We start from the raw sequence: 21969 nt of genomic DNA, 5'->3' as shown, positions 1-21969 counted from the left end.
TAATAGTCGCATTATCGCATTCTGATGAAGCATACATACTCTAATTTTAGGAGAGGAAATAGTATTTTCCTTTGCATGAACTGCTATCTACTGCTGAGAACTTCTATTACTGACTGAAAATTGTTTGCCATGGATACACACCTGAAACGGAGCCCTGTGCGGATTACCGTATATATCAATTTTTCTCTTTGCTTCTTAACTGTATAACCAACTCAAATTATGAAACTAAACTTCCTGCTAAAGCGTCTTCTTGCTTTCGTTGTGGGTATTGCCCTGGTTCAGGTGGCAATAGCACAATCGTCTGTTACCGGTAAGGTAACGGATCAAAGCAACGGCTCGCCCCTGCCGAATGTAAACGTTACCATCAAGGGAACAACACGGGGCACCATCACCAACGACAATGGAATTTTTACTATCGCCCTTCAGCCTGGCGATGCCACACTGGTTATTTCCAGTACCGGTTTTACCAGTACAGAAATCGCGATCGATGGCCGCAGCAGTTATGATGTGGCATTGTCCGTTTCAAGCACCAAATTAAATGAAGTGGTAGTGGTGGGTTATGGTACCCAATCCCGGCGCGATCTTACAGGTGCGGTTGCATCGGTAAAAGGCGATGCCATCCAGAACCTCCCGGTATCAAGCGCCTCTCAGGCATTACAGGGACGTGCAGCTGGTGTAAATGTGGTACGTAATGGAGGTAGTCCGGGCAACGCGGGCAATATTCGCATACGTGGTACCGGCACCATCAACAATGCGGATCCACTGGTGGTTATTGATGGAATACCAGCAGGCGATCTTAATTCTGTTAATCCGAATGATATTGCTTCCATCGAAATATTGAAAGACGCCTCTGCTTCAGCCATCTACGGTACCAGAGCAGCTAATGGCGTGGTTATTGTTACTACCAAACGCGGCAGTTTTGAGCAACCCATGCGCCTTAACGTAAATGCCTATACTGGTATGTCCAATGCCATCAAAACCCTCGACATGCTGGATGCCCCAACGCTGGCAGAATTGAAAAGAGAGCGTTTTACCAACGACGGCCTCACCATCAACCCGGTTTGGAACGATCCGTCCAATGCCACCCAAAGAACCAACTGGCAGGACGAATTATTCAAGACAGGAACCGTGAACAACATTGATGTTGCACTGAGTGGCGGATCTTCAAAATCATCTTATATGTTGTCAGCTGGCATGTATGATGAAAAAGGTATCATAACGAATTCTTTCTTCAAACGATACAGCATGCGCCTCAATTCTGATCACCGTATCGGAAAACGTCTGAAAATAGGGCAAAGCATTCAGCTTACCCGCTCTAATGATAACAGCCTGAATACCCTATCTGCACAGGACGGACTTATTTGGAGCGCTATCCGTTTTATGCCATTTATTCCGGTTAAAAACGATGACGGATCCTGGGGAAGCTCCAAAGCATCCAATGAATTCGGTGATATCAATAACCCCCTTTTTACCGCAAATACCATTGATGCTGATAATGTAAATACCCGTTTACTGGCTAATATCAATGCTGAATACGAGATCCTCAAAGGATTGAAATTTAAAGTAAATCTGGGCGTGGACGGAAATCATTATACCGGTCGCAATTTTAACATCATTATCAGTGACCAGACCCGTGCAAGAAATAATAACTCACTCGATCGCAGCTTCAGCGAATCCTATTCCTTACTGGGTGAATATTTTCTTTCCTACAGCAATGTGTTTGGTGGTAAACATAAAGTGGATGCGGTGGCTGGTTATACTGCGCAAACTTTTGACGGAGATGTATTCTCCGCTGCAAAACGCGACTTCCTGAACGAAGACCCCAACCAGCGATTCCTGGATGTCGGTCAGACTTTACAGGGTATCGGTGGAAATCGCTACTATGATGCACTCCAATCTGTATTCGGAAGAGTCAACTACGATTACGACCAGCGCTATCTCTTTACTGCAACCTTCCGCGCAGACGGATCCTCCAAATTTGCAGAAGGAAACAAATGGGGTTATTTCCCTGCATTCTCTGCAGGATGGAGAATTTCAAATGAAAAATTCTTCAAATCATCCTTTATTGATGAGTTAAAACTGACAGCAGGATGGGGACAATTAGGTAACCAAAACGTAAACAGACTGCAATACCTGGCCCTGATTGGTGGTGGTGGTCGCTATTCCTTCAACAACAATACGGTTGTAGGTAACACACAAACCAGATTGCCCAATCCCAATATAGCCTGGGAAACAGCAGAAATGTCCAATATTGGTTTAAGTGCCGAATTATTCAATCGCCGCCTTGCAGTTAATCTGAATTACTTCGATAAAAAGACCCGCGACATGCTGCTATCTCCTCCAACCATTGGAACAGTGGGAACCCTCAGCATTCCGGATCAGAACGTAGGTGTATTGAAGAACTCCGGTTTTGAAATGGATCTTTCCTATAATAACAAAGTAGGCGAATTCTCTTACCGTCTGGGTGCAAATGCAGCCTTTATTAAAAACAAGGTGATTGAATTATTTGATGGAAACTTTATCGGGTCACGTACCTATGGTCGTCCGAACGAAGAAATTTCCCGCACCTATGAAGGATCACCAATTGGTATTTTCTATGGCTGGAAAACAGACGGTTTGTACCAGACGACCGATGACATCAATAAAGACCCGAATATTTCCAACGACCCGCGCCGTACATCCGGACTCATTGAGCCGGGAGATGTTCGCTTCGTTGATGCAAATGGTGACGGTCTTATTGATGATCGGGATCGCGTAAACCTCGGAAGTCCACATCCGAAAGTGGTATATGGTTTCAATGCCGATTTCAATTACAAAGGTTTTGATCTTGGATTATTCTTCCTGGGCAATGCAGGTGTGAAAATTTTCAATGCCGATCGCATGCAGGGTATTGATCCCACCTACTCCTTCAACATGTATGAAGAAGTGAAAGATCGCTGGACTGGTCCGGGTACCAGCAACAGCATCCCACGTATGACAACACGCAGGAATAACCGCAACTACCGCACTTCTGATATGTTCATTGAAAAAGGGGATTTCCTTCGACTGAAAAATATCAGCATTGGTTATACCCTGGCAGAAAGCCTGACGAACAAAATGGGTATAGGCAAAACCAGGTTTTATATAACCGGACAGAACGTATTAACTTTTACAGGATATTCCGGTCTTGATCCTGAGCTTGGTTACACCGATGGTAACAGACAGATCAATGTGGATTATGCACAATACCCACAGTCTCGCAGCTGGACTTTTGGCCTAAATGTTACCTTTTAACTGATTAAAGAGAAAGAATATGAAACATACGATTTTATATAAAGGATTATTTCTGCTGCTTGCCGCGGGCACGGTGAGTTGCAATAAAGACCTGCTGGATTCTCCTCCATATGGACAGTCCACTTCAGCAGATTTCTGGCGCAATGGCGATGATGCCGTTGCCGCATCTAATGCACTTTATTCCTTCATTGGTGATGAATATGTGTTTGCTCATACCGAACAAACCTGGGATATCTGTTCCGATGACCAGTGGAGAGCCGGTGATCACCCCGAAGATCAGGCAATTGAAGAATTCACCTACGAACCTTCCAATGTTCAACTGAACGATAGTTGGGCACGTAAGTACGAAGTTGTTTCCCGGGCTAATGCTATTCTGATTAATGTTCCCGGTATCAATATGGATAATACCCTGAAGAATAGGATTCTTGGAGAAGCCCATTTCATGCGCGGATTGATATACTGGCAGTTTTATAAAATATATGGTGAAGTGCCATTGATTCTTGAAGCAAATGTTCGGGAGAACAATTACAATGTTCCCAAAGCCAGTCTGGCAGAGATGGAAGCACAAATTGAAGCAGATTTTCTGGCTGCTGCTGACCTGCTGCTCCTTACCAATGACAATGCCAATCTCGGTCGCTCTACAAAGGGTTCTGCCTGGGGTTACCTGACCAAATTCTACATGTACAAAGAGAATTTTCCCAAAGCAATTGAATTTGGTAATAAAGTAATCACTGGTCCGTATGCGCTGGCTCCCAATTTTGCAGACAACTTTACACCTGCTACCAAAAACAATCCGGAAGTATTGTTCTCTATTCAGTGTACAGAAGGCTGGACAGAAAACGTAGCATCCATCTATTATGGCCCAAGACCCTGGGGTGGTTGGGGCTTTCAGGAACCAATCGAAGATTTGGCCAACGAATTTGAAGATGGTGATGAACGCCTTACTTATACGATGGGAAAAGTGGGCGATATGATTGATGCAGGTGCTTCAAACGGTGGCTTACAGCCGGTTCCTGCCGGACTCACCAACACTGGTTATTTCTTCCGGAAATATGTAAGCTGGAGACCCGATGGAGGCCTGGACAATAATATGAATATCGTACTGCTTCGGGCGGCTGATATTTACCTGTTGGTTGCAGAAGCGAAAATTCGTTCAGGCCAGGATGGAGATGCTGAAATCAACGCCGTTCGCAGCCGGAATGGTTTGCCGGATGTAAACAATGCAACCATGACAGAACTGATTCATGAAAGAAGAGTGGAACTGGCTGGTGAAAATGAGCGTCATCAGGATCTGATGCGTTGGGACCGCGCGAACATCGTTAATCTGCCTGCGCATTATGCAATTGATCGTGGCCAGTGGAAGCCAGGCCGCACATTCACCCGTCCGAAAAATTATAAATTCCCGATTCCACAACGTCAGATCGACCTCAGCAATGGGGTGCTGATCCAGAATCCGGATTTCCAATAATTGCGCCTGGCGCAGATCTGCTTATTTGAGCAATCCCAAACCGGTTCCTTTACTTTTTAGCAGTTAGTAAAGGGCCGGTTTTTTTTATCTTGCAGTTTGTATTTTTAATAGGAATTATACCCCAAATGAAACAACTGAACATTGCATTAAAAAATAGCTGCCTCTGTATTATGGCACTATTTTCCGGAAGCTGCATTTTCATTTCCTGCCAAAACGAAAAAGCCCCAAAACTGATTGGAGCCTGGCAAATTGATTCCGTATTTGATTTTTATAACGGTTTTACTTTTATGGATACCAATCCAACACCCCGCGAGGTACATGTTTACCAGCCAGACAAAACCATGCTTCGACAGGGCATGGGTGAAGAAAAAGTATATTATTATGAGCTTGAAGGTGCGCAGTTATTCATTCGCGACCTGCCCAATTCCACTATCCGCAATGAACAGGAAATCATTCGGCTCGATTCCACTCAATTGGTATTACGCAAAAATAAAAAGCCCCAGTTCGAAGGAAAAAACCAACAACGCTACGAACTTCGCTACTTCTCCCGCCTCCGCCCATAACCTATTCCTCCTTTTTCCCCTTTCCTATCTCCCTCCTCCCATACCAACATATTTCCATCATTTTCCGCCACCAACACCAGTCCCTCTTTCAATTCCCCAATTGACTTCCCATTACCGGGAACAAAAAATCCGGTTCCTTGAAGAAGCCTAAACCCACCATCCCCTATTCCTTTCAGCACAAGACCATATCCGGCATCCATTGATCCATTTATTACTTCATAACTATTATCATTTCCGGTAAGCAGCAGGTCATCCATTCCATCTTTATTAAGATCCTTCACCAGTATTCCGAAAACCGGAAACAATTGGGCTTCAACCGGCAATGGAACCATGCTCCAGGCGGAATCATCCCGATTCAACAATACAGTAGATCGCCATTCTTTTACCTCCCTATATTCCGCCTTGTTTAACAATTCAGCAGAAAATAAATCCGTAATTCTCGCTTTTGCATAATCTGAATAAAGCGGGAATTTTTTTCGCAAGCCCGGCAACTGCATCATTAAATCATCCCTGGGATGAATAGGATAAATTGCACCTTTATTGGCATAAGTAATAATTGCATTCCGATTGCCCACATTGGCGAAATCATACCAATAAATGCCAAGTGCTGCGCCTTCTGTATCCCACGAACCGGCATATCTGCTATTCAACCCATGATTTCCCAATACAAAATCAACCTTTCCATCCTTATTGAAGTCACCTGTCTTTATACTATTCCACCAGCCCACAGTTTTATCCAATCCCAAAGCTGATGTCTGATTCTCAAAATGGCCAGCTTTATTTACCCAAACCGAAACAGGCATCCACTCTCCCACTACTACCAGATCCATCCAGCCATCCTGATTAATATCAGCCCATACAGCATCATTCACCATACCAGCCGCTTCCAGTCCGGATGCACGTTTTTCTGTCACATCAATAAATCGCCCTCCTACATTTTCCAACAACTGAGACTGTCCGGATTCCGGATAATGTTGTGGACGAATCCGCCCCCCCACAAACAAATCCAGATCCCCATCCTTATCATAATCTGCCGCTACCACAGCGGAACCACTCGCAGTTGTTGAAGGCAGTGCATCAGGCGCCGGTTTAAATCCGCCATTACCATCATTCAGGTAAAGCCGGTCCCGGTAATAAACCGATCCTTCCTGAAATTCATTGCCTCCGCTCACCACATACAAATCCTGATCACCATCACCATCTGCATCAAAAAATACAGCCCCCATATCTTCCTGGTTCTTCTTTCCGGCATCCAGGATCCGTTTCACAAACTGACCACCTGCCTGCTGAATAAACAATTCACCAGATTGATTATAGGCACCGCCAATAAAAAAATCATCCAGTCCATCACCATTTAGATCAGCAACAGCCATTCCTGGTCCGCCCATTGAAAATTTATGCGGCAATAAAGGCTGGATATTAAAATCTGTATAGGGTGTTTCTCTATGTTTGAAATGTATTCCGCTGGCAGTATTCACCAAACGGAAAAGCGGCTCAGTTGCCAAAACCTCTTTTTGCGGCAGGCTTTCTTCCGATGTATATTCCAGGACCAATTCCGCATTCACAACAGGAGCCAAAAATCGTTGGCGTACTCCATCCGGCCATTCCACCAAAACAGAATCAATCTTTTCAGCTGATCCCAATCCTATTGTAATCCGATCATCCACACTCGACTGATACCCTCTTACCACCTGGTGCTCCTGGTAGATTACCTGTCCGCTGTAATGCAGCCAAATTTTCGTCCCCAGCCCACCTTTGTTCCCATCTTTTCCTTTGAACCGAAGGCGGATAAAACTATTCTTCGTTTGCTCATTAATCTTGTTTCGATAAACAAATGCCGGTTTTCCTGTATTCACCACCACCAGATCAAGATCGCCATCATTATCAAAATCAGCATAGGCAGCACCTGTAGAATAGGCATCCCGCGAAAAACCCCATTTTTCTGATTGATCAGCAAAACGCATCTCCCCAACATTACGAAACATAAAATTATTCAGATAAGCTCCCTCCAGTTGCTGAAGGGTAGCAAATTGTGCGGCATTCAATGGTTGGGTGGGGTCAACCCGGGATAATCCCTGCGATTGATAGGTAATAAAATCCCGATTGGTGATATCTCGCGGATAACCATTGGTGATGAATAAATCGCGCCGTCCGTCATTATCAAAATCAGCCAATAAGGGACTCCAGCTCCAGTCTGTTGCAGAAACTCCCGCATATTGACCGATCTCGCTAAAATAGGGCAATTTCCGTTCATTCAAACCCTGATGCAGGTGCAAGGAATTACGCATGAATTGCGGATCATAGCCAACCTGCAGTTCAGACCGATACCGATCGTGATTCGTTCCACCCAGCATCAGTTTCTGTCGGTAATTATCCGGTGGCAACATATCCACTTCCACCAGATCCGGTAACCCGTCATTATTGATATCTCCCACATCATTGCCCATGGCTGAATAACTGGTATGCTTAAACGCAGCAGCAGCCTGATCGGAAAATGTTCCGTTTTTATTATTGATATATAGGAGATCATTGGATAAATAATCATTGGATACAAAGATATCCGGCCATCCATCCATATTGATATCCAACACGGCAACACCTAATCCATACCCTTCCTTAAGTATGCCTGCTTCTCTGGAAACATTGGTAAAACTTCCATCGCCGTTATTCCGGTACAATCGGTCTGTATTCGCCATTTCTCCATTAATGCGCTTGGGACGGATAATATTCGGGCCCATTTCATCAGTGATATTTGTCAACAGATAACAATCCAGATCATCATCCCGGTCATAATCGAAAAAAACAGCCTGCACGGTATGACCGGTATCAGCCAATCCGTAGTCCCGGGCTCGTTCAGTAAATCGATTATTCCCATTATTGATATACAACTCATTCGCCCTTTTACCTGCAGTATGCGGACCGGCAAAACTCAGGTAGATATCAGCATTTCCATCCTGGTTGATATCCACAATGGAAACCCCAGTGGCCCATTTGCCACGGGTATCAATACCCGAAGCATCTGTTATATCGGTGAACTTAAAATTTCCTTTATTCAGGTAAATCCGTGAATCTCCCATATTGGAAGCAAAAAATAAATCAGGCAGGGAATCATTGTTAAAATCACCCACACCCACACCGGCACCATTATAGAAATATTCAAAAGTCAGAATATTAAGGCGCTCATCTTCCTTCAATTCATTGATAAAATCAATACCAGTTTGATCAGCCGGCAATTCATCAAAAAGAGTGTTTTTCTTCACCTCATCCGAACACCCGGACAAAACCAAAACAACGAGTAAAAAATGCACTATATATTTCATAAAAATCGGGAATGACAGCTTCTTAACAAGTTAACCAAATCTTGCATGTCACCCGGAATAAATACGCATTTTGAAGATTATTATTCGCAATTATCGAATTCATTGATTTTCGGCAAGGTTAACTTTAAGCTTCGTTCACGTTTATTGCTAATTTATTGGTACTTTTCTCAAAATGACTGCGCATGGATTCAAGACGAAAATTTATCAGAAACTCCTTTTTACTGGCCGGATCCGCCGCAATCCCAACACCCGGATTACTGGCTGGTGAAAAACCAACACCTTCCCCCGATACAGACATCGAGTTACAAAATGATTTTAAGAACACGTATGTAAAAAATATTTTTGTTACAGAGAATGAATTTCGCAATGCGAAACCAGCCATCGTAGCGGCACCATCCTTTGCGCAGGCAAAAGAAATTCTGCCTGTTCCAACCTGGAAAGGTAACCAGGCAGCCCTTGATATGTATTGGAAAGCATGGGAAATAGCATTCAAAAACATCAAGGATCCGGCGCCGAAATCAGGATTCATTGCATCTTATATCGACACCGCCTATAATGGTAATATATTCATGTGGGATTCCACTTTTATTACCATGTTTGCCCGCTATGGTTCAAGGGCCTACCCTTTTCAACAAACACTGGATAATTTTTACGGAAAACAACACCCGGATGGATTTATCTGTCGCGAAATCTGGGGACTCACCGGCAAAGATTGCTTCCATCGCTATGATCCAACCAGCACAGGCCCCAACCTGATTCCCTGGAGTGAACTGGAATATTACCGTCAATTTGGAGACCTGACCCGCCTTCATAAAATCTTCCCGGTTTTATGTGCCTATTATCAATGGCTGCGGCTCAATCGCACCTGGCAGGACGGCTCCTACTGGTCCAGTGGCTGGGGAACCGGTATGGATAACCAACCCCGTGTTCACAAAGAATACAATCCGATTTTCTCTCATGGTCATATGACCTGGCTCGATACCTGCCTGCAACAATTATACATTGGAAAAATTCTGGTAGAATTTGGATTTTATGTCGAACGCTGGCAGGAAATTGAAGACATCGAATCTGAAACAAAAGCACTCAAAAAATACATCAAAGAAAAATTGTGGGATCCTAAAACAAATTTCCTATACGATCGATACGCAGATGGCTCCATTGGGGATTTCAAATCAATTGGTGCATATTGGGCACTTTGGGCAGATATTTTGGAACCGGATGAACTTAAAAAATTTGTAGCGCACCTGAACGACCCGCAAACATTTGCAAGAAAACATCCGATCCCTTCCATGCCGGCCAATCATGAAAAATATCAGCCCGATGGGCGTTATTGGCAGGGCGGTGTCTGGGCACCAACCAACTTTATGGTGATCGCCGGATTACGTCAAAACAATTTTCATCAACAGGCGTTTGAACTCGCAAAAAAACATCACCAGCAGGTGCTGCAGGTCTTTAAGGATACCGGTACTTTTTGGGAATATTATGCACCAGAAACAACTGCTCCAGGTTTGTTGGCAAGACCAGATTTTGTTGGCTGGACAGGTCTCGTTCCCATCTCGATTTTATTTGAAGGAATCTTTGGTATCAAATCTAGCATTCAAACAAATACCATCAATTGGGATGTTCGTGTACTCGAAGAGCATGGTATCGATCGGTACCCCATCGGCAAGGAAGGAATTCTTTCTTTGCAGGCCGCAGCAAGAACAAACGAAAAACAAAAACCATCCCTTACCATTCAATCAAATTTGCCTTTAAAATTGAAACTAAGTTGGCCCGGAGGAAATGATACATTCGACATAAAACCCGGTACAAATAAAATATAACGGTAGGCCCTGGTTACAATCAGCCGGTTCTGAACAGGTTTCAGAACCGGCATTTTTTTATGCGCATAGTTATATACGTTATGACCGTACATACAGGTGCAGATTAAAAAATTATTTCCTTCGCATTTTGAAGTCTATTATACGCAAATCAACATAAAGTAGCTTAATGATGCCCCTACCTTTATGTTCAATACTGCTAAACTATATGTTTATTAACCAAAACATAACATCCTCCACAATCAGCTTTTTTTAACCCACATATTTATTAAACGAAATCAACTGGTATGAAACAATTCGCAGGCATTTTGCTATTCCTGCTGGGGCTTGCCATGGCCGCAAATGCCCAGCAGAAGATTACCGGTACTGTAACTTCCGGCAAAGATGGAAGTGCATTATCCGGGGTGTCCATTCAGGCTAAAGGAACCTCAGCCGGAACTACAACAGACAACAATGGAAAATACGCTTTTACCGTTCCGGCCGGCGTTAAAACACTGGTCATTTCGGCTGTTGGAATGCAAACAACTGAGCGAGCCATCGGAAACTCATCTACCATCGATATTATACTGGAGTTATCAGGTTCTGTTTTAGATGAAGTTGTATATATAGGATATGGCAGTTCCAGAAAACAGGATTTGGCGGGCGCAGTTTCTACACTCAAAGTAACAGATAATTTTAAAGGCCGCCCTGCTTCACTTGGAAATATGCTGCAGGGGCAGATACCAGGGGTACGCGTTACACAAAGCGGCGATCCCACTTCAAGCGGTTCGGTTGATATCCGGGGTAAAGGAAACAGAAATGGTGATGCACCACTTTATGTTGTAGACGGAGTAGTGGGTGCTCCTTTCAACCCAGCTGATATAGAATCCATTACGGTTCTAAAAGATGCAGCTTCTGCTTCCATTTACGGGGCATTTGCCGGCTCAGGTGGTGTAATCCTGATTACTACCAAACAGGCAAAGTCAGGTAAAATGACAGTAGAAGCCAATGTTTGGCAGGGAACTCAACAAGCCTGGAGAACGCCCGGTGTGCTAACCGCTGAGCAATTCAATATGGTTTGGAAAGATGCCTCTGAAGCTGCCGGAAGAACAGTTCCGAAAACCTACAACCCGATCACATTTCCATACGGAAATGTAACCCGCACAGATTGGGTAGATGAAATCTTCCGTACCGGACGCATGCAACACTATGACATGAGCATTCGGGGTGGTTCCAACAACATAAAAGCACTGGCATCAATAAGCTATGATGATGTGGAAGGAACACTGATCAACACCTATAATAAAAAACTAACTGCGCGTTTGAATGTAGACTTCAATCTGGCTAAATGGATTGAAGTTGGACAACATATTTTATACGATTTCAACAAGGGGCAAAGTGCAGTTGGGGATGGTCATACCGGTTCCATTTTTGGTGCAATGGCCTATCCGCGTTTTAGTACCGTACGGGAATATGGGCCTGACGGTGAACTTCTCTATGGTGGCACAGTTCCTCGCTGGGCACTTGCCGAAGGATTTAGTGTGGAAGCAGATTTACGTAACCCGGTTGCCATGTTGGAAAAAGTAATCCAACACAACCCATCCAATAAATTTTTCTCTAAAACTTCTTTACGTATCAAACCTCTGCCCGGACTACAAATCCGATCAGACCTTTCGATGGATATTACCAGTAACCGCAATGAATCATTTCAACAACGCTTTCTGGAACCGGGTCGCACAATTGACCAGAACTACCGCGCAATCTCCAACACCTTGCGGTCCTGGATGGTCTGGGATAATATCGCCACCTTTAACAAAAAGTTCAACCTGCACGACTTAACCCTGCTGGGAGGATTCCTTGTTACTTCCGAAAAAAGCCGCTACAATTGGGCTGAAGTTCGTGGATATGCTTTTGAAGATCCCTACCAGACCATATTCAACAATGGCACTGACTGGTCTATTCGTCCGTCAGAAGATATATGGGAACAAAATACAGTGAGTGTACTTGGAAGAGCTTCCTACTCATACGACGATCGGTATTTTGTTACTGCAAGTTATCGCAAGGATGCCTCCTCCAAATTAAGCCCAAAAAATAATGCAGATCAATTCCCGGCAGTTTCTGCGTCCTGGAAAATTTCATCAGAAAAATTCATGAGCCGGTTCGACAAACTAAACCTGTTGAAACTTCGTGCAAGTTGGGGACAGGTGGGCAGTGTAGGTTCTGTTCGCCGCTTTATTTATGCACCTCCTTACCAGGTTACCTCCTGGCCACTTTTCCTAGGCCCGAATGGAGAAAACCAGGCTTTTGGAATTTTTCAGCCAACTATTCCAAACCCCAACCTGAAATGGGAAACTACCGAACAGCTCAACATAGGATTTGATGTAAGCCTGTTTAACAATTCCCTCACCGCTTCAGCTGATTATTTCGTTAAAAAAACAAAAGATCTGATTGAAGCAATGCCAACCCCATCTGTAGCCGGTGTTGCATCTCCTCCCGAATTTAATATTGGTCAGGTAGAAAATAAAGGTTGGGAATTCAGTCTGAATTACACTAAAAAAATCAACACAGTTGAATTCAATATTGGTGGAAATATTGGAACCTATGACAATAAAGTAATCAGCATTGGCCAAACAGCCTTCATTGCACACGGAAATGGCGTTAACTCCATGAATCCGCTTCGTTCAACAGCCGGAATGCCCTGGCATTCTTTCTTCCTGATTGATGCAGAAGGTATTTTTCGCGATCAACGTGAAATTGATGCCTACACCTATACCAATGGTGCCGGAGTTACCAATAAAATCCAACCCAATGCACGTCCGGGTGACCTTAAATTTCGTGATGCCAACAATGATGGTCTCATAAATGATGGCGACCGGGTTTATATGGGAGCCTACGACATGCCGGATTTTTTCTATGGTTTAAATCTCGGTGTTAACTGGAAAGGATTCTCTTTGTCCATTTTTGCACAAGGAGTATCAGGAGTCAATGTTTTCAACGGGGTGAAAGCGATGACCTATACAGGATCCAAAGGTTGGAATATGAGTACCGATGTATTAAACTCCTACAATTATAATCCGAACTCAAACATTCCAAATCTGGCAGTAGTAGAAGATCCAAATGGCAACTTCTCAAAAGTATCCAGCTATTTCCTGGATAAAGCCGATTACCTGCGTCTTAAAAATCTTAACCTGGCATACAGCCTGCCTTCCCGTATACTTCAACAAACAGGGTTCCTGAATAATTCTACTGTTCGAATTTATGCGAATGCAGAAAACCTGTTCACCATTACTGACTATAAAGGATTTGATCCGGAAGTTGGCAACCTTGGAATTGACGCAGGACGTTTCCCTGTTTCCAGAATGTTTAGTGTAGGTATGAATGTATCATTTTAAACTATTCCATCATGAAGACGAAAATCATTGCAATAGCACTTTTTATAGCCGCAGGATGCTTTAGCTCCTGCAAGAAATATCTGGAATTACAACCCTACGGACAACCATCCGAATTAAATAACCTGACGGATGCACAAGCCATGCAGGCAGTTTATTCCTTATTCTACTGGCAATACAGGGAAGGGACACTGGGTCGCGGGTTCATGTGGTTTGAAAACTGCAGCGACAACTTTGTAACCGGTCGTACACAGGCAGAAGCGCAGAATATCAAAAACTTTGTTGACGAAGGTTCAAGCAGCCGGGATGTGCGCGATAACTGGCCGCAAATGTACCAGACCATTAATTATTCCAATAACCTGATCCGTTCAGCACCCGGAGCAACCAAGCTTTCGGAAAAAGTACGCAACAGCGTATTGGGACATGCCTATTTCATGCGCGGATTCGCTTACCTGTGGCTCGCACCCTGGTATGGCGACGACGGACCAAATGGCGGTATCCCGATTGTAACGGAAGCCACCACCATCGATCAGATTGATGTTCCCCGTCCGGCATCCGTTTTGGAAAACTATGATATGATCATCGAAGACCTGGAAAAAGCGGCTGATTTACTTCCCTGGTTTGATGAGATCCCTGAAGCAGAAAAGGGACTGATGCACAAAACTGCTGCCTGGTCCTTAATGGCAAGAGCAGCCCTGTATGCAGCACAATATGACAACGCTTATTACGACAAAGTAATTGAGTATGCTGACCGGGTAATCAACTCAGGTAAACACAGCCTTGTTCCCAACTACGCCGATGTATTTGAAATTGACCACAACTGGAGCCCTGAATACATCATGAGTGCCACCAGTACTGAAATTGATGGCTCTAAACTTCCGGGTGTAATTTTTCAAAATGGCGGATTCGGCATTTACAATACCTGGGGATATTTTCAACCTACTGTTGAATTGTTGAAAGCCTTTGAACCGGATGATACCCGCAGAAAAGCAAGCATCGCTATTCCGGGAGATACCCTTTCCTTCGTAGGTAATCAAATTATCTGGGCTGTAAATCCTTCCTCCGTATCAAGTCCAACTGCAATGACCATTTCCAAATACCTTGCTCCTTTTCGTGAAGCGGATGCAGTTGGTAATACCGTCAACCCCAACAGTGACAATGGTACCACTGATCTGAATATACCACTGGTTCGCTATGCGGATGTGTTGCTGATGAAAGCCGAAGCACTGATCTGGACCGGACGCAATGGTGATGCCCCCCTGAATCTGGTTAGAACCCGTGCCGGTTTGCAACCAAAAACCAATGCAACAAAAGAAGACCTGAAGAATGAACGTCGCTGCGAATTCGTTCTGGAATTTGGTGTATTCCGTCATCTTGACCTGGTTCGCTGGGGTGATGCGCAGGAAGTTTATTCAAAACCACTTCACGGATATAAAGTAACCTTATCCGGAACAACCGTTGCCGGTCTCGAAGAAATCGTAGTATGGCCTGCACGCAATTTCAATCCGGCTGTTCATCATGTATTCCCCATTCCGAACAATGAAATTGCAAAAAGCCAGAACCTGAAACAAAATCTTGGTTATTAAAAAGTAAAAAAATGAAACAGTTAATAGCAAGTATTCTTCTAGGTGTATTGATACTGGCCGGAGCCTGCTCCAAGGATGAATCATCCAAACCGGATGGTCGCTTACTGGGTCTTGAACTTTCATTCAATCATAAAGATCCAAAAACCGGCGAAACAAAAACCAATGCATTCAGTGATTATTACAGAAAAGAAGACCAGGTTGAAATCAGCCTCGAATCTTCCCTGGAAATTGACAAAATTGATATTGTAAATTCGGTTACACAATCGATATTGACAACACTTACTACCAGTGGCACCACCGCCAATTTTTCCGTTCCGGTGGAAGACCTGGACATCCCATTCGGACAAAGAGCTTCGCTGTTTTTCCACGTTTATTTCAAAGATGAGGGTAAGGATGGATTCAGTTATCCCTCTATGAAATCCTATACATTCAATGTGATCAGCGAAATTCCTTCCATTGTGAATTTTATGAATGCTGCAGGAACAACCACAGAGCTAAAAACCACTGATTATAATATTCAGGGCTTCACGGAAGATGCAAAACGCGGTGTGGTTGCTACATTTAAACCAGGCGCGATTTCTTATCTGGACATCGAAAACTCCCCGCTTCTGCAGTTTGGCACATCCAAAAACTTTTCTGTAAGTTTCTGGATCCAGTCGAATCAGGACATCAGTGATCCGGCCATAATGGGAACGCAGGACTGGAACAGTTCCAATAACAAAGGTTGGGTGATCGCCTGGCTGAATGGTCGCCTGCGCGTAGTTACCTGTGATGGTGCCGGTCTGAAAAATGATGTGCGCGAAACCAGCGGCAGCATGATCGGTGACGACTGGCATTTTGTAACCGTCTCCTTTAACCGAAACAGCAGTCTGTCTATTTTTGTTGACGGTGTGATGACGGCTACCGGTCCGGCTATTCCAATGGATATCAACAATGGAAATACCGTAAAAATCAACCAGGATGGCACAGGTTCCTATTCACCAAGGCTGGGATCCAAATTCAGTGGCGTAGTGTTTTATGAAAAAGCACTGACAGAAGCCGAGGTATTGGATATCTATAACAGCACGAAATAAAGAGCATGGGGTTTAACCGAACAAGCGTTTTAGTAGCAGTAATCAGTTTATATTTCCCCGCTTCTGTGATGGCACAGGCGGATCAAACGGTAAAGGATAACCTGCAGTACACACTGCAGGTTCCTTATCCGGTTGAAAAAATCAGTAGCTCCCCTAAAAAAGCCCGCATTAAAAATGTGGTGCTGATGATTGGTGATGGTATGGGTCTCACACAGGTTTCGGCTGCCTGGATTGCCAATCGCGGACAATTGTATTTCGAACAGTTTACACATACCGGTTTATCCAAAACAACGGCTGCCAATAAATTGATTACGGATTCAGGTGCAGGCGCAACAGCGATGGCATCCGGACAAAAAACAATTTATCATGCAGTAGGTGTTGATACCGTTGGACGGGATCTGGCCACACTCACCGATATCGCGCACAAAAAAGGACTGGCAACCGGAATTGTTGTTGCCTGCTCCTTAACAGATGCTACGCCGGCATCTTTCGCAGCCAATAATATCGATCGCGAAGAAGAGGAAGAAATTGCTACAGATTTTTTAGAAAGTAAGGTTGATATTCTGTTTGGAGGAGGCCGACGTTTTTTCAACCGACGCAAAGATCAGCGCGATCTGCTGAAGGAAATGGAGGATAAGGGATATGAAGTAATTACTTCCTCAACAGATTTTCTGAATTCCAGTCAGTCCAAAATTCTGGCTGTGGTGGAAAATGGCCAGCTTGATATTGCGCCCAAACGCGGACCTGTTTTTCAGGAAGCATCCATTCATACCCTGAACCTGCTGAAGGCCCGGAAAAAAGGCTTTTTTGCCCTTCTGGAAGGATCCCGGATTGATGACATGGGGCATATGAACAACCTGCCGGGTGTTGTGGAAGAAGTGCTGGACTTTGATCAGACTATTGGCAGGGTGTTGAAATGGGCGGCAGCTGACGGCGAAACCCTGGTAATTGTAACGGCCGATCACGAAACCGGCGGCCTCACCCTCCTTGATGGAGACATATCCACCGGTCGGGTAAGTGGTAAATTTTCAACCGGCGGTCATTCCGGCGTGCTGGTTCCGGTTTATGCCTGGGGACCCGGTGCTGAGCTATTCACCGGCATCTACGAAAACACAGAGCTCTTTCATAAGATCATTACCCTTCTTGGAAAGAAAGTGAACGGAGAATAGTCAATAGTGAATAGTGAATAAGGTGAATTAAGTCAATGGTCAATAGTCAATGGTGAATAGTCAATGGTCAATAGTGAATGAGGTGAATTAAGTAAATAAGGTGAACGTATTGAAAAGATTGAATAAGGTCAATTGATTCACCATTCACCATTGACTATTCACCTTATTCACCTTATTCACTTAATTCACCTCATTCACCTTACTCTTTTCACCTTTTTTTCACCTTTCACCTTTCACCTTTCACCTTTCACCTCATTCCCAGCTTCTTCAAAAACTCCTCCTTATAATTCAATCCAATAGGAATTTCTTTCTCCCCTACAAACACCCGGTTTCCTTCAATGTGTTGGATTTTTGATTTGTTGACAATAAAGGAACGATGCACCCGTATAAACTGCGTTACCGGCAATAGTTCTTCAAAAGCAGAAAATGCCATTGACGGCAGTAAAGTTTGCGAAACCATTGCAATCCGCGTATAATTGCCACTCGCTTCCGCATACAGGATTTCATCAAACAGAATCCTGAATATTTTACCGTCCGATTTAATAAACAAATAATTTTCACCTCCTGCTTCTGCTCCATCCTGTACAGAAACCTGTTGTCTTTTAGCCAGCACCTTATCAACTGCAACAATAAAACGCTCCAATGAAATTGGCTTTAATAAATAATCAGTTGCAGCCAGATCAAATGCATCCAGCGCATACTCCCGGTAGGCTGTGGTAAAAATAACTTCAGGCGGCTGGCGCAAGGTTTTAAGAAAAGACAATCCATCCAATACCGGCATATTAATATCCAGAAAAATCAAATCAACCGGTTCCCCTTTTTGCAGCAATGCTTTTGCCTCCAGAGCATTGCCTGCTTCAGCCACCACCTTCAAATAGGAAAGTTGCTGACAATAACGTACCAGAATTGCTCTTGCAATCGGCTCATCATCCACAATCAGGCAATTCAATAACATCATACCGCATTACTTTTTAAACGAATCTCCGCCCTAAACCGGCCATTGAAACGCTGAATCGTCAATATATGTTTCGCGGGATACAGAAACTCCAGTCGTTCTTTCAAATTCTCCAGGCCAAACCCACTGTTACGATCAATTATGCCCGCCGCAGGAATTTCCTCCGAACAGGAATTCTCCACATAAAAAACCAATTCCCCCAACTGAATACTCAGGCGAATATCAATAAAAATGCTATCCGCACTGGTATTTCGCGCATGTTTAAAGGCATTTTCAACAAGCACTATAAATAATAAAGGCGCAATTCCGATGGTAGATTTCAACCCCTCTGAAAGATTACAATGCAAAAGAAGGCGGTCATCCATCCGGATCCGCTCAAAATCGATATAATGCTGGATATAGGCCAGTTCTTCATGTAAAGGAACAAGCACTTCCTTTGCACCATAAACCGAATAGCGCAACAGATCCGATAATTTCAATAATAAGGGAGGCAGTTTATCGGGCTGGGCAATGGACAACCCGTATAAATTATTCAAGGTATTAAACAGAAAATGCGGACTGAGTTGCGCCTGCAGGGCCCGCAGCTCAGCCTGACTTTTATCTGCCGAAAGCCGTGCATCCCGCAATTGTTTCTCTTGGAATGTCCGGAAAAACTTTATCAGCATCCCCCCACTTCCTCCAATCAGGATAAAACAGATCAGTAAAAGCGAAAGCTTAATTCCTCTAAGGGAGTTGGATGGAAAATCAAATAAAATAAAAATTGTTATGGTGGGTGCTGCAATTAAAACAGTCAGCAATAATAATAAGGTTTGCATTTGCTGATGTGCTTTCTGTTGCCAGATAATTGCCAGATAACGCCCTGCAAACATGGCCAGTGTAAACATTATAACCAATGCTGTTGCCATGGATTCATCTTCCGGAACCTGCCACTGATGCGTAAACGTATTGGCGATAATCCATAATGGAATTCCCAGAATAAAAGCAAATGCCAGGTTCTGCCACCTCCCGAAAAACCGGATCCGTTCTGTTTGTACTGATTGTTGACGCATTTCACAAAGATGAAGGCAGCAATAGAATCCACCGCTTTTTTATGTTGAATCGGGGGGATAACAGGTCGAATCCTCCAATTATCCGGATGAATTCATTCGTCCTGCTGCAGCTACTATTCAACACCTAATCCATAAGATACGACCCTTTTATTTTCCCACCCTCTCCTCCTGACTAATTTTTGTGATATGAAAAAGCAACACCTTATCCTCCTCCTGTTTCCTGCAGCACTTGCTGCACAAACACCGGAACCGGTTCCAATTCAGGATACCATTCTGAAAAAAGACACCCTTCTGAAAGAAGTGATAGTCACCCATCGTAAACCACTCCTGACCCAGGCCATTGATCGCACCATTGTGAATGTGGATGCCATGATCAGTGCCGCATCCAGCAATGCACTGGAAGTACTGGATAAAACACCCGGAGTAACCGTTGACCAGAACAGTGCCATTTCACTGAACAGCAGAAGCGGTGTACAGGTACTAATTAATAACCGACCAACTTATTTATCGGCACAGGATCTGGCAGCTTACCTGCGAAGTTTGCCGGGCTCCTCTATTGATAAAATTGAACTGATCGATCATCCGCCTGCCCGATATGATGCAAGCGGATCTGCCATTATCAATCTGCAATTGAAACGTTCATCGGTTTTGGGCATCAGTGGCCAGCTGTCAAGTGGATATAGTCAGGGGAATTACCCGAGATCAAACCAGGGCCTCAACCTCACTTATTACACGCCCCGTCTGCGCTGGTATAATAATCTTGGTTATAATACAGAAACCACGTTTTCCCGCGATCGTTCAGAAAGAACCTATCTGGATGAAACCATGCAGCCGATCAGTGTTCAACTAATGGAGAACAAAACCATATTCAAACGCAATACCTACGGAATTCAGTCCGGAATTGATTATACCCTTAGTGCAAAAACAACTGTGGGAATGCTGGCCCGATACAATTACGGAACCAATAGAGACCGGATTAATTTCCAGCTCGATAAAATCCCATCCTTATTCCATCAGCAGCAGGATCGTCGGAATGCAGCCTTAAACATGAATTTTCTTACCAAACTCAATCCGAATGGAAGAGAATGGTCGGGCGAGTTCAATTACATGCATTATCAATCGAAGCAGGATCAGGAGATGAATGATTTCAACCTCCAAGTACCATCCACCATGCAGGTGCTCACCTTCAATACAGATTATAGTCACCCTTTGGGGAAAAAAGCAAAAATCGAAGCGGGATACAAATCGAGTTTTGTGAACAGCACAAACAGGTACGATTATACGCCAATTGAACCCCGGCAGCCGGGCATGGGCGAAAAAGAAACCTATCCATTTAAATTTCAGGAAGCCATCCAGGCAGCCTATATAAGCGCACAACAAAAATGGAAGCGATTCGGAATTCAATTGGGCCTGCGGGCAGAATATACATCCAACAAAGGAGCAGGTTTAACTGTAACCGGCGGATCCGGCGAAAACGAAAAATTCAGTACTGATTATTTGAAATTATTCCCCTCACTGCACATTAGTTACCAATTGGATAGCGCAGGTCATAACACACTTGCTTTAATGGCAAACAGGCGAATCCACCGACCCAATTACCAATTGATGAACCCTTATATACTTTATACAGACCGATATAATTACAATCAGGGCAACCCATTGCTGAAAGCACAGACCATGGAGCGGTATGAAATCAAATACATGCGTAAACAATGGTTGCAGACAGCAATTGCCTATAGCAATTTCAATGGTGTAATTTTTCCGGTTGCACGGGTGAAGGATTCGGTAGTAATCAGACGTAGTGAAAACGTGGCACGCGGACAAATGGTAACCATGAATAACCTGATTACGCAACGGGTCAACAAATGGTGGAACCTGCAAACTGCGGTTCGATTTTTACATGCCTGGCTGGAGGGCAAAGAAGGACATCCATCCATAGATGCCGGAGCAACAATGTTACGGATTGATTTACGGAATGATTTCAATTTCACCAAAACCTGGCAGGGAGAATTCGGTGGCTATTATGCCAGCAGGGATATCAATGTACAATCCTACACGAAATCCATTTTTCAATGTTATGGCAGTATTCAGAAAAAGATCCTTAACTCCAAGGGCAGTATTCGATTAACTATTGAAGATATCTTCAGAAGCTGGGTATATCGGAACCGTTCCTTTGGATTGGATCAATTACAAATTAATCAGCAACTCTTTGCAGACACACAACGTTTCGGGTTGGCTTTCACCTACTCATTTGGCAAAAAATCACTCCCCAAAAAGAGCCGCAATCTGGAACAGGCAAATGAAGAACAGAATCGGTTATAGTCA

General features: G+C 44.0%; 12 protein-coding genes. 9 read left to right on the top strand and 3 right to left on the bottom strand.

What is annotated here, in order from left to right; translation table 11 throughout:
• Nucleotides 1-219 precede the first annotated feature (219 nt).
• The 3 genes from B2746_RS05175 to B2746_RS05165 all read left to right on the top strand — a co-directional run bounded on the left by B2746_RS05175 (nt 220) and on the right by B2746_RS05165 (nt 5304).
• On the top strand, nt 220-3273 hold the full coding sequence (locus B2746_RS05175; RefSeq protein WP_290791672.1) for a SusC/RagA family TonB-linked outer membrane protein: 3054 nt from the start codon (nt 220-222) through the stop codon (nt 3271-3273).
• A 19-nt stretch (nt 3274-3292) separates the two neighbouring features.
• Nucleotides 3293-4741 carry a RagB/SusD family nutrient uptake outer membrane protein gene (locus tag B2746_RS05170; protein WP_290791670.1) on the top strand — a complete coding sequence of 483 codons (1449 nt, stop codon included), beginning with the start codon at nt 3293-3295 and terminating at the stop codon, nt 4739-4741.
• Between the two features lie 125 nt (nt 4742-4866).
• Nucleotides 4867-5304, top strand: coding sequence for a hypothetical protein (locus tag B2746_RS05165; protein WP_290791668.1), 438 nt, complete (start codon nt 4867-4869; stop codon nt 5302-5304).
• Here B2746_RS05165 and B2746_RS05160 read toward each other — a convergent pair.
• Entirely contained in the window at nt 5280-8624 is a 3345-nt protein-coding gene (locus tag B2746_RS05160) for a VCBS repeat-containing protein (RefSeq protein ID WP_290791667.1), read from the bottom strand. The two genes, B2746_RS05165 and B2746_RS05160, sit on opposite strands and share 25 nt — an antisense overlap.
• Before the next feature lie 182 nt (nt 8625-8806).
• Here B2746_RS05160 and B2746_RS05155 point away from each other — a divergent pair, with 182 nt between their 5' ends.
• From B2746_RS05155 to B2746_RS05135, 5 genes are all read left to right on the top strand, one after another.
• Nucleotides 8807-10447, top strand: coding sequence for an MGH1-like glycoside hydrolase domain-containing protein (locus B2746_RS05155; protein ID WP_290791666.1), 1641 nt, complete (start codon nt 8807-8809; stop codon nt 10445-10447).
• Nucleotides 10448-10731: 284 nt separating this feature from the next.
• Nucleotides 10732-13815: a SusC/RagA family TonB-linked outer membrane protein gene (locus B2746_RS05150; RefSeq protein ID WP_290791664.1), complete on the top strand. Its 3084-nt coding sequence runs from the start codon at nt 10732-10734 to the stop codon at nt 13813-13815.
• A gap of 11 nt (nt 13816-13826) precedes the next feature.
• Nucleotides 13827-15398: a RagB/SusD family nutrient uptake outer membrane protein gene (locus B2746_RS05145; protein WP_290791662.1), complete on the top strand. Its 1572-nt coding sequence runs from the start codon at nt 13827-13829 to the stop codon at nt 15396-15398.
• Nucleotides 15399-15409: 11 nt separating this feature from the next.
• Complete coding sequence (locus tag B2746_RS05140) at nt 15410-16471, top strand: LamG-like jellyroll fold domain-containing protein (RefSeq protein WP_290791660.1); 1062 nt, start codon at nt 15410-15412, stop codon at nt 16469-16471.
• 5 nt (nt 16472-16476) lie between these two features.
• A complete protein-coding gene (locus B2746_RS05135; RefSeq protein WP_290791657.1) occupies nt 16477-17640 on the top strand; it encodes an alkaline phosphatase in 1164 nt (387 codons plus the stop codon).
• Nucleotides 17641-17887: 247 nt separating this feature from the next.
• Here the strand turns inward: B2746_RS05135 and B2746_RS05130 are convergent, their stop codons facing one another.
• Both B2746_RS05130 and B2746_RS05125 read right to left on the bottom strand, forming a co-directional pair.
• Nucleotides 17888-18598 carry a LytR/AlgR family response regulator transcription factor gene (locus B2746_RS05130; protein ID WP_290791655.1) on the bottom strand — a complete coding sequence of 237 codons (711 nt, stop codon included), beginning with the start codon at nt 18596-18598 and terminating at the stop codon, nt 17888-17890.
• A complete protein-coding gene (locus tag B2746_RS05125) occupies nt 18595-19644 on the bottom strand; it encodes a sensor histidine kinase (protein WP_290791653.1) in 1050 nt (349 codons plus the stop codon). Before B2746_RS05125 ends, B2746_RS05130 begins: the two co-directional genes overlap by 4 nt.
• A gap of 186 nt (nt 19645-19830) precedes the next feature.
• Between B2746_RS05125 and B2746_RS05120 the strand changes: the two genes are divergently transcribed.
• Nucleotides 19831-21966, top strand: coding sequence for an outer membrane beta-barrel protein (locus B2746_RS05120; protein WP_290791651.1), 2136 nt, complete (start codon nt 19831-19833; stop codon nt 21964-21966).
• The last annotated feature ends 3 nt before the right edge of the window (nt 21967-21969 follow it).

It is taken from the genome of Flavihumibacter sp. UBA7668 (assembly GCF_002483205.1).
Classification (GTDB): domain Bacteria; phylum Bacteroidota; class Bacteroidia; order Chitinophagales; family Chitinophagaceae; genus Flavihumibacter.
This window is presented reverse-complemented; position numbering and strand designations above follow the sequence as displayed.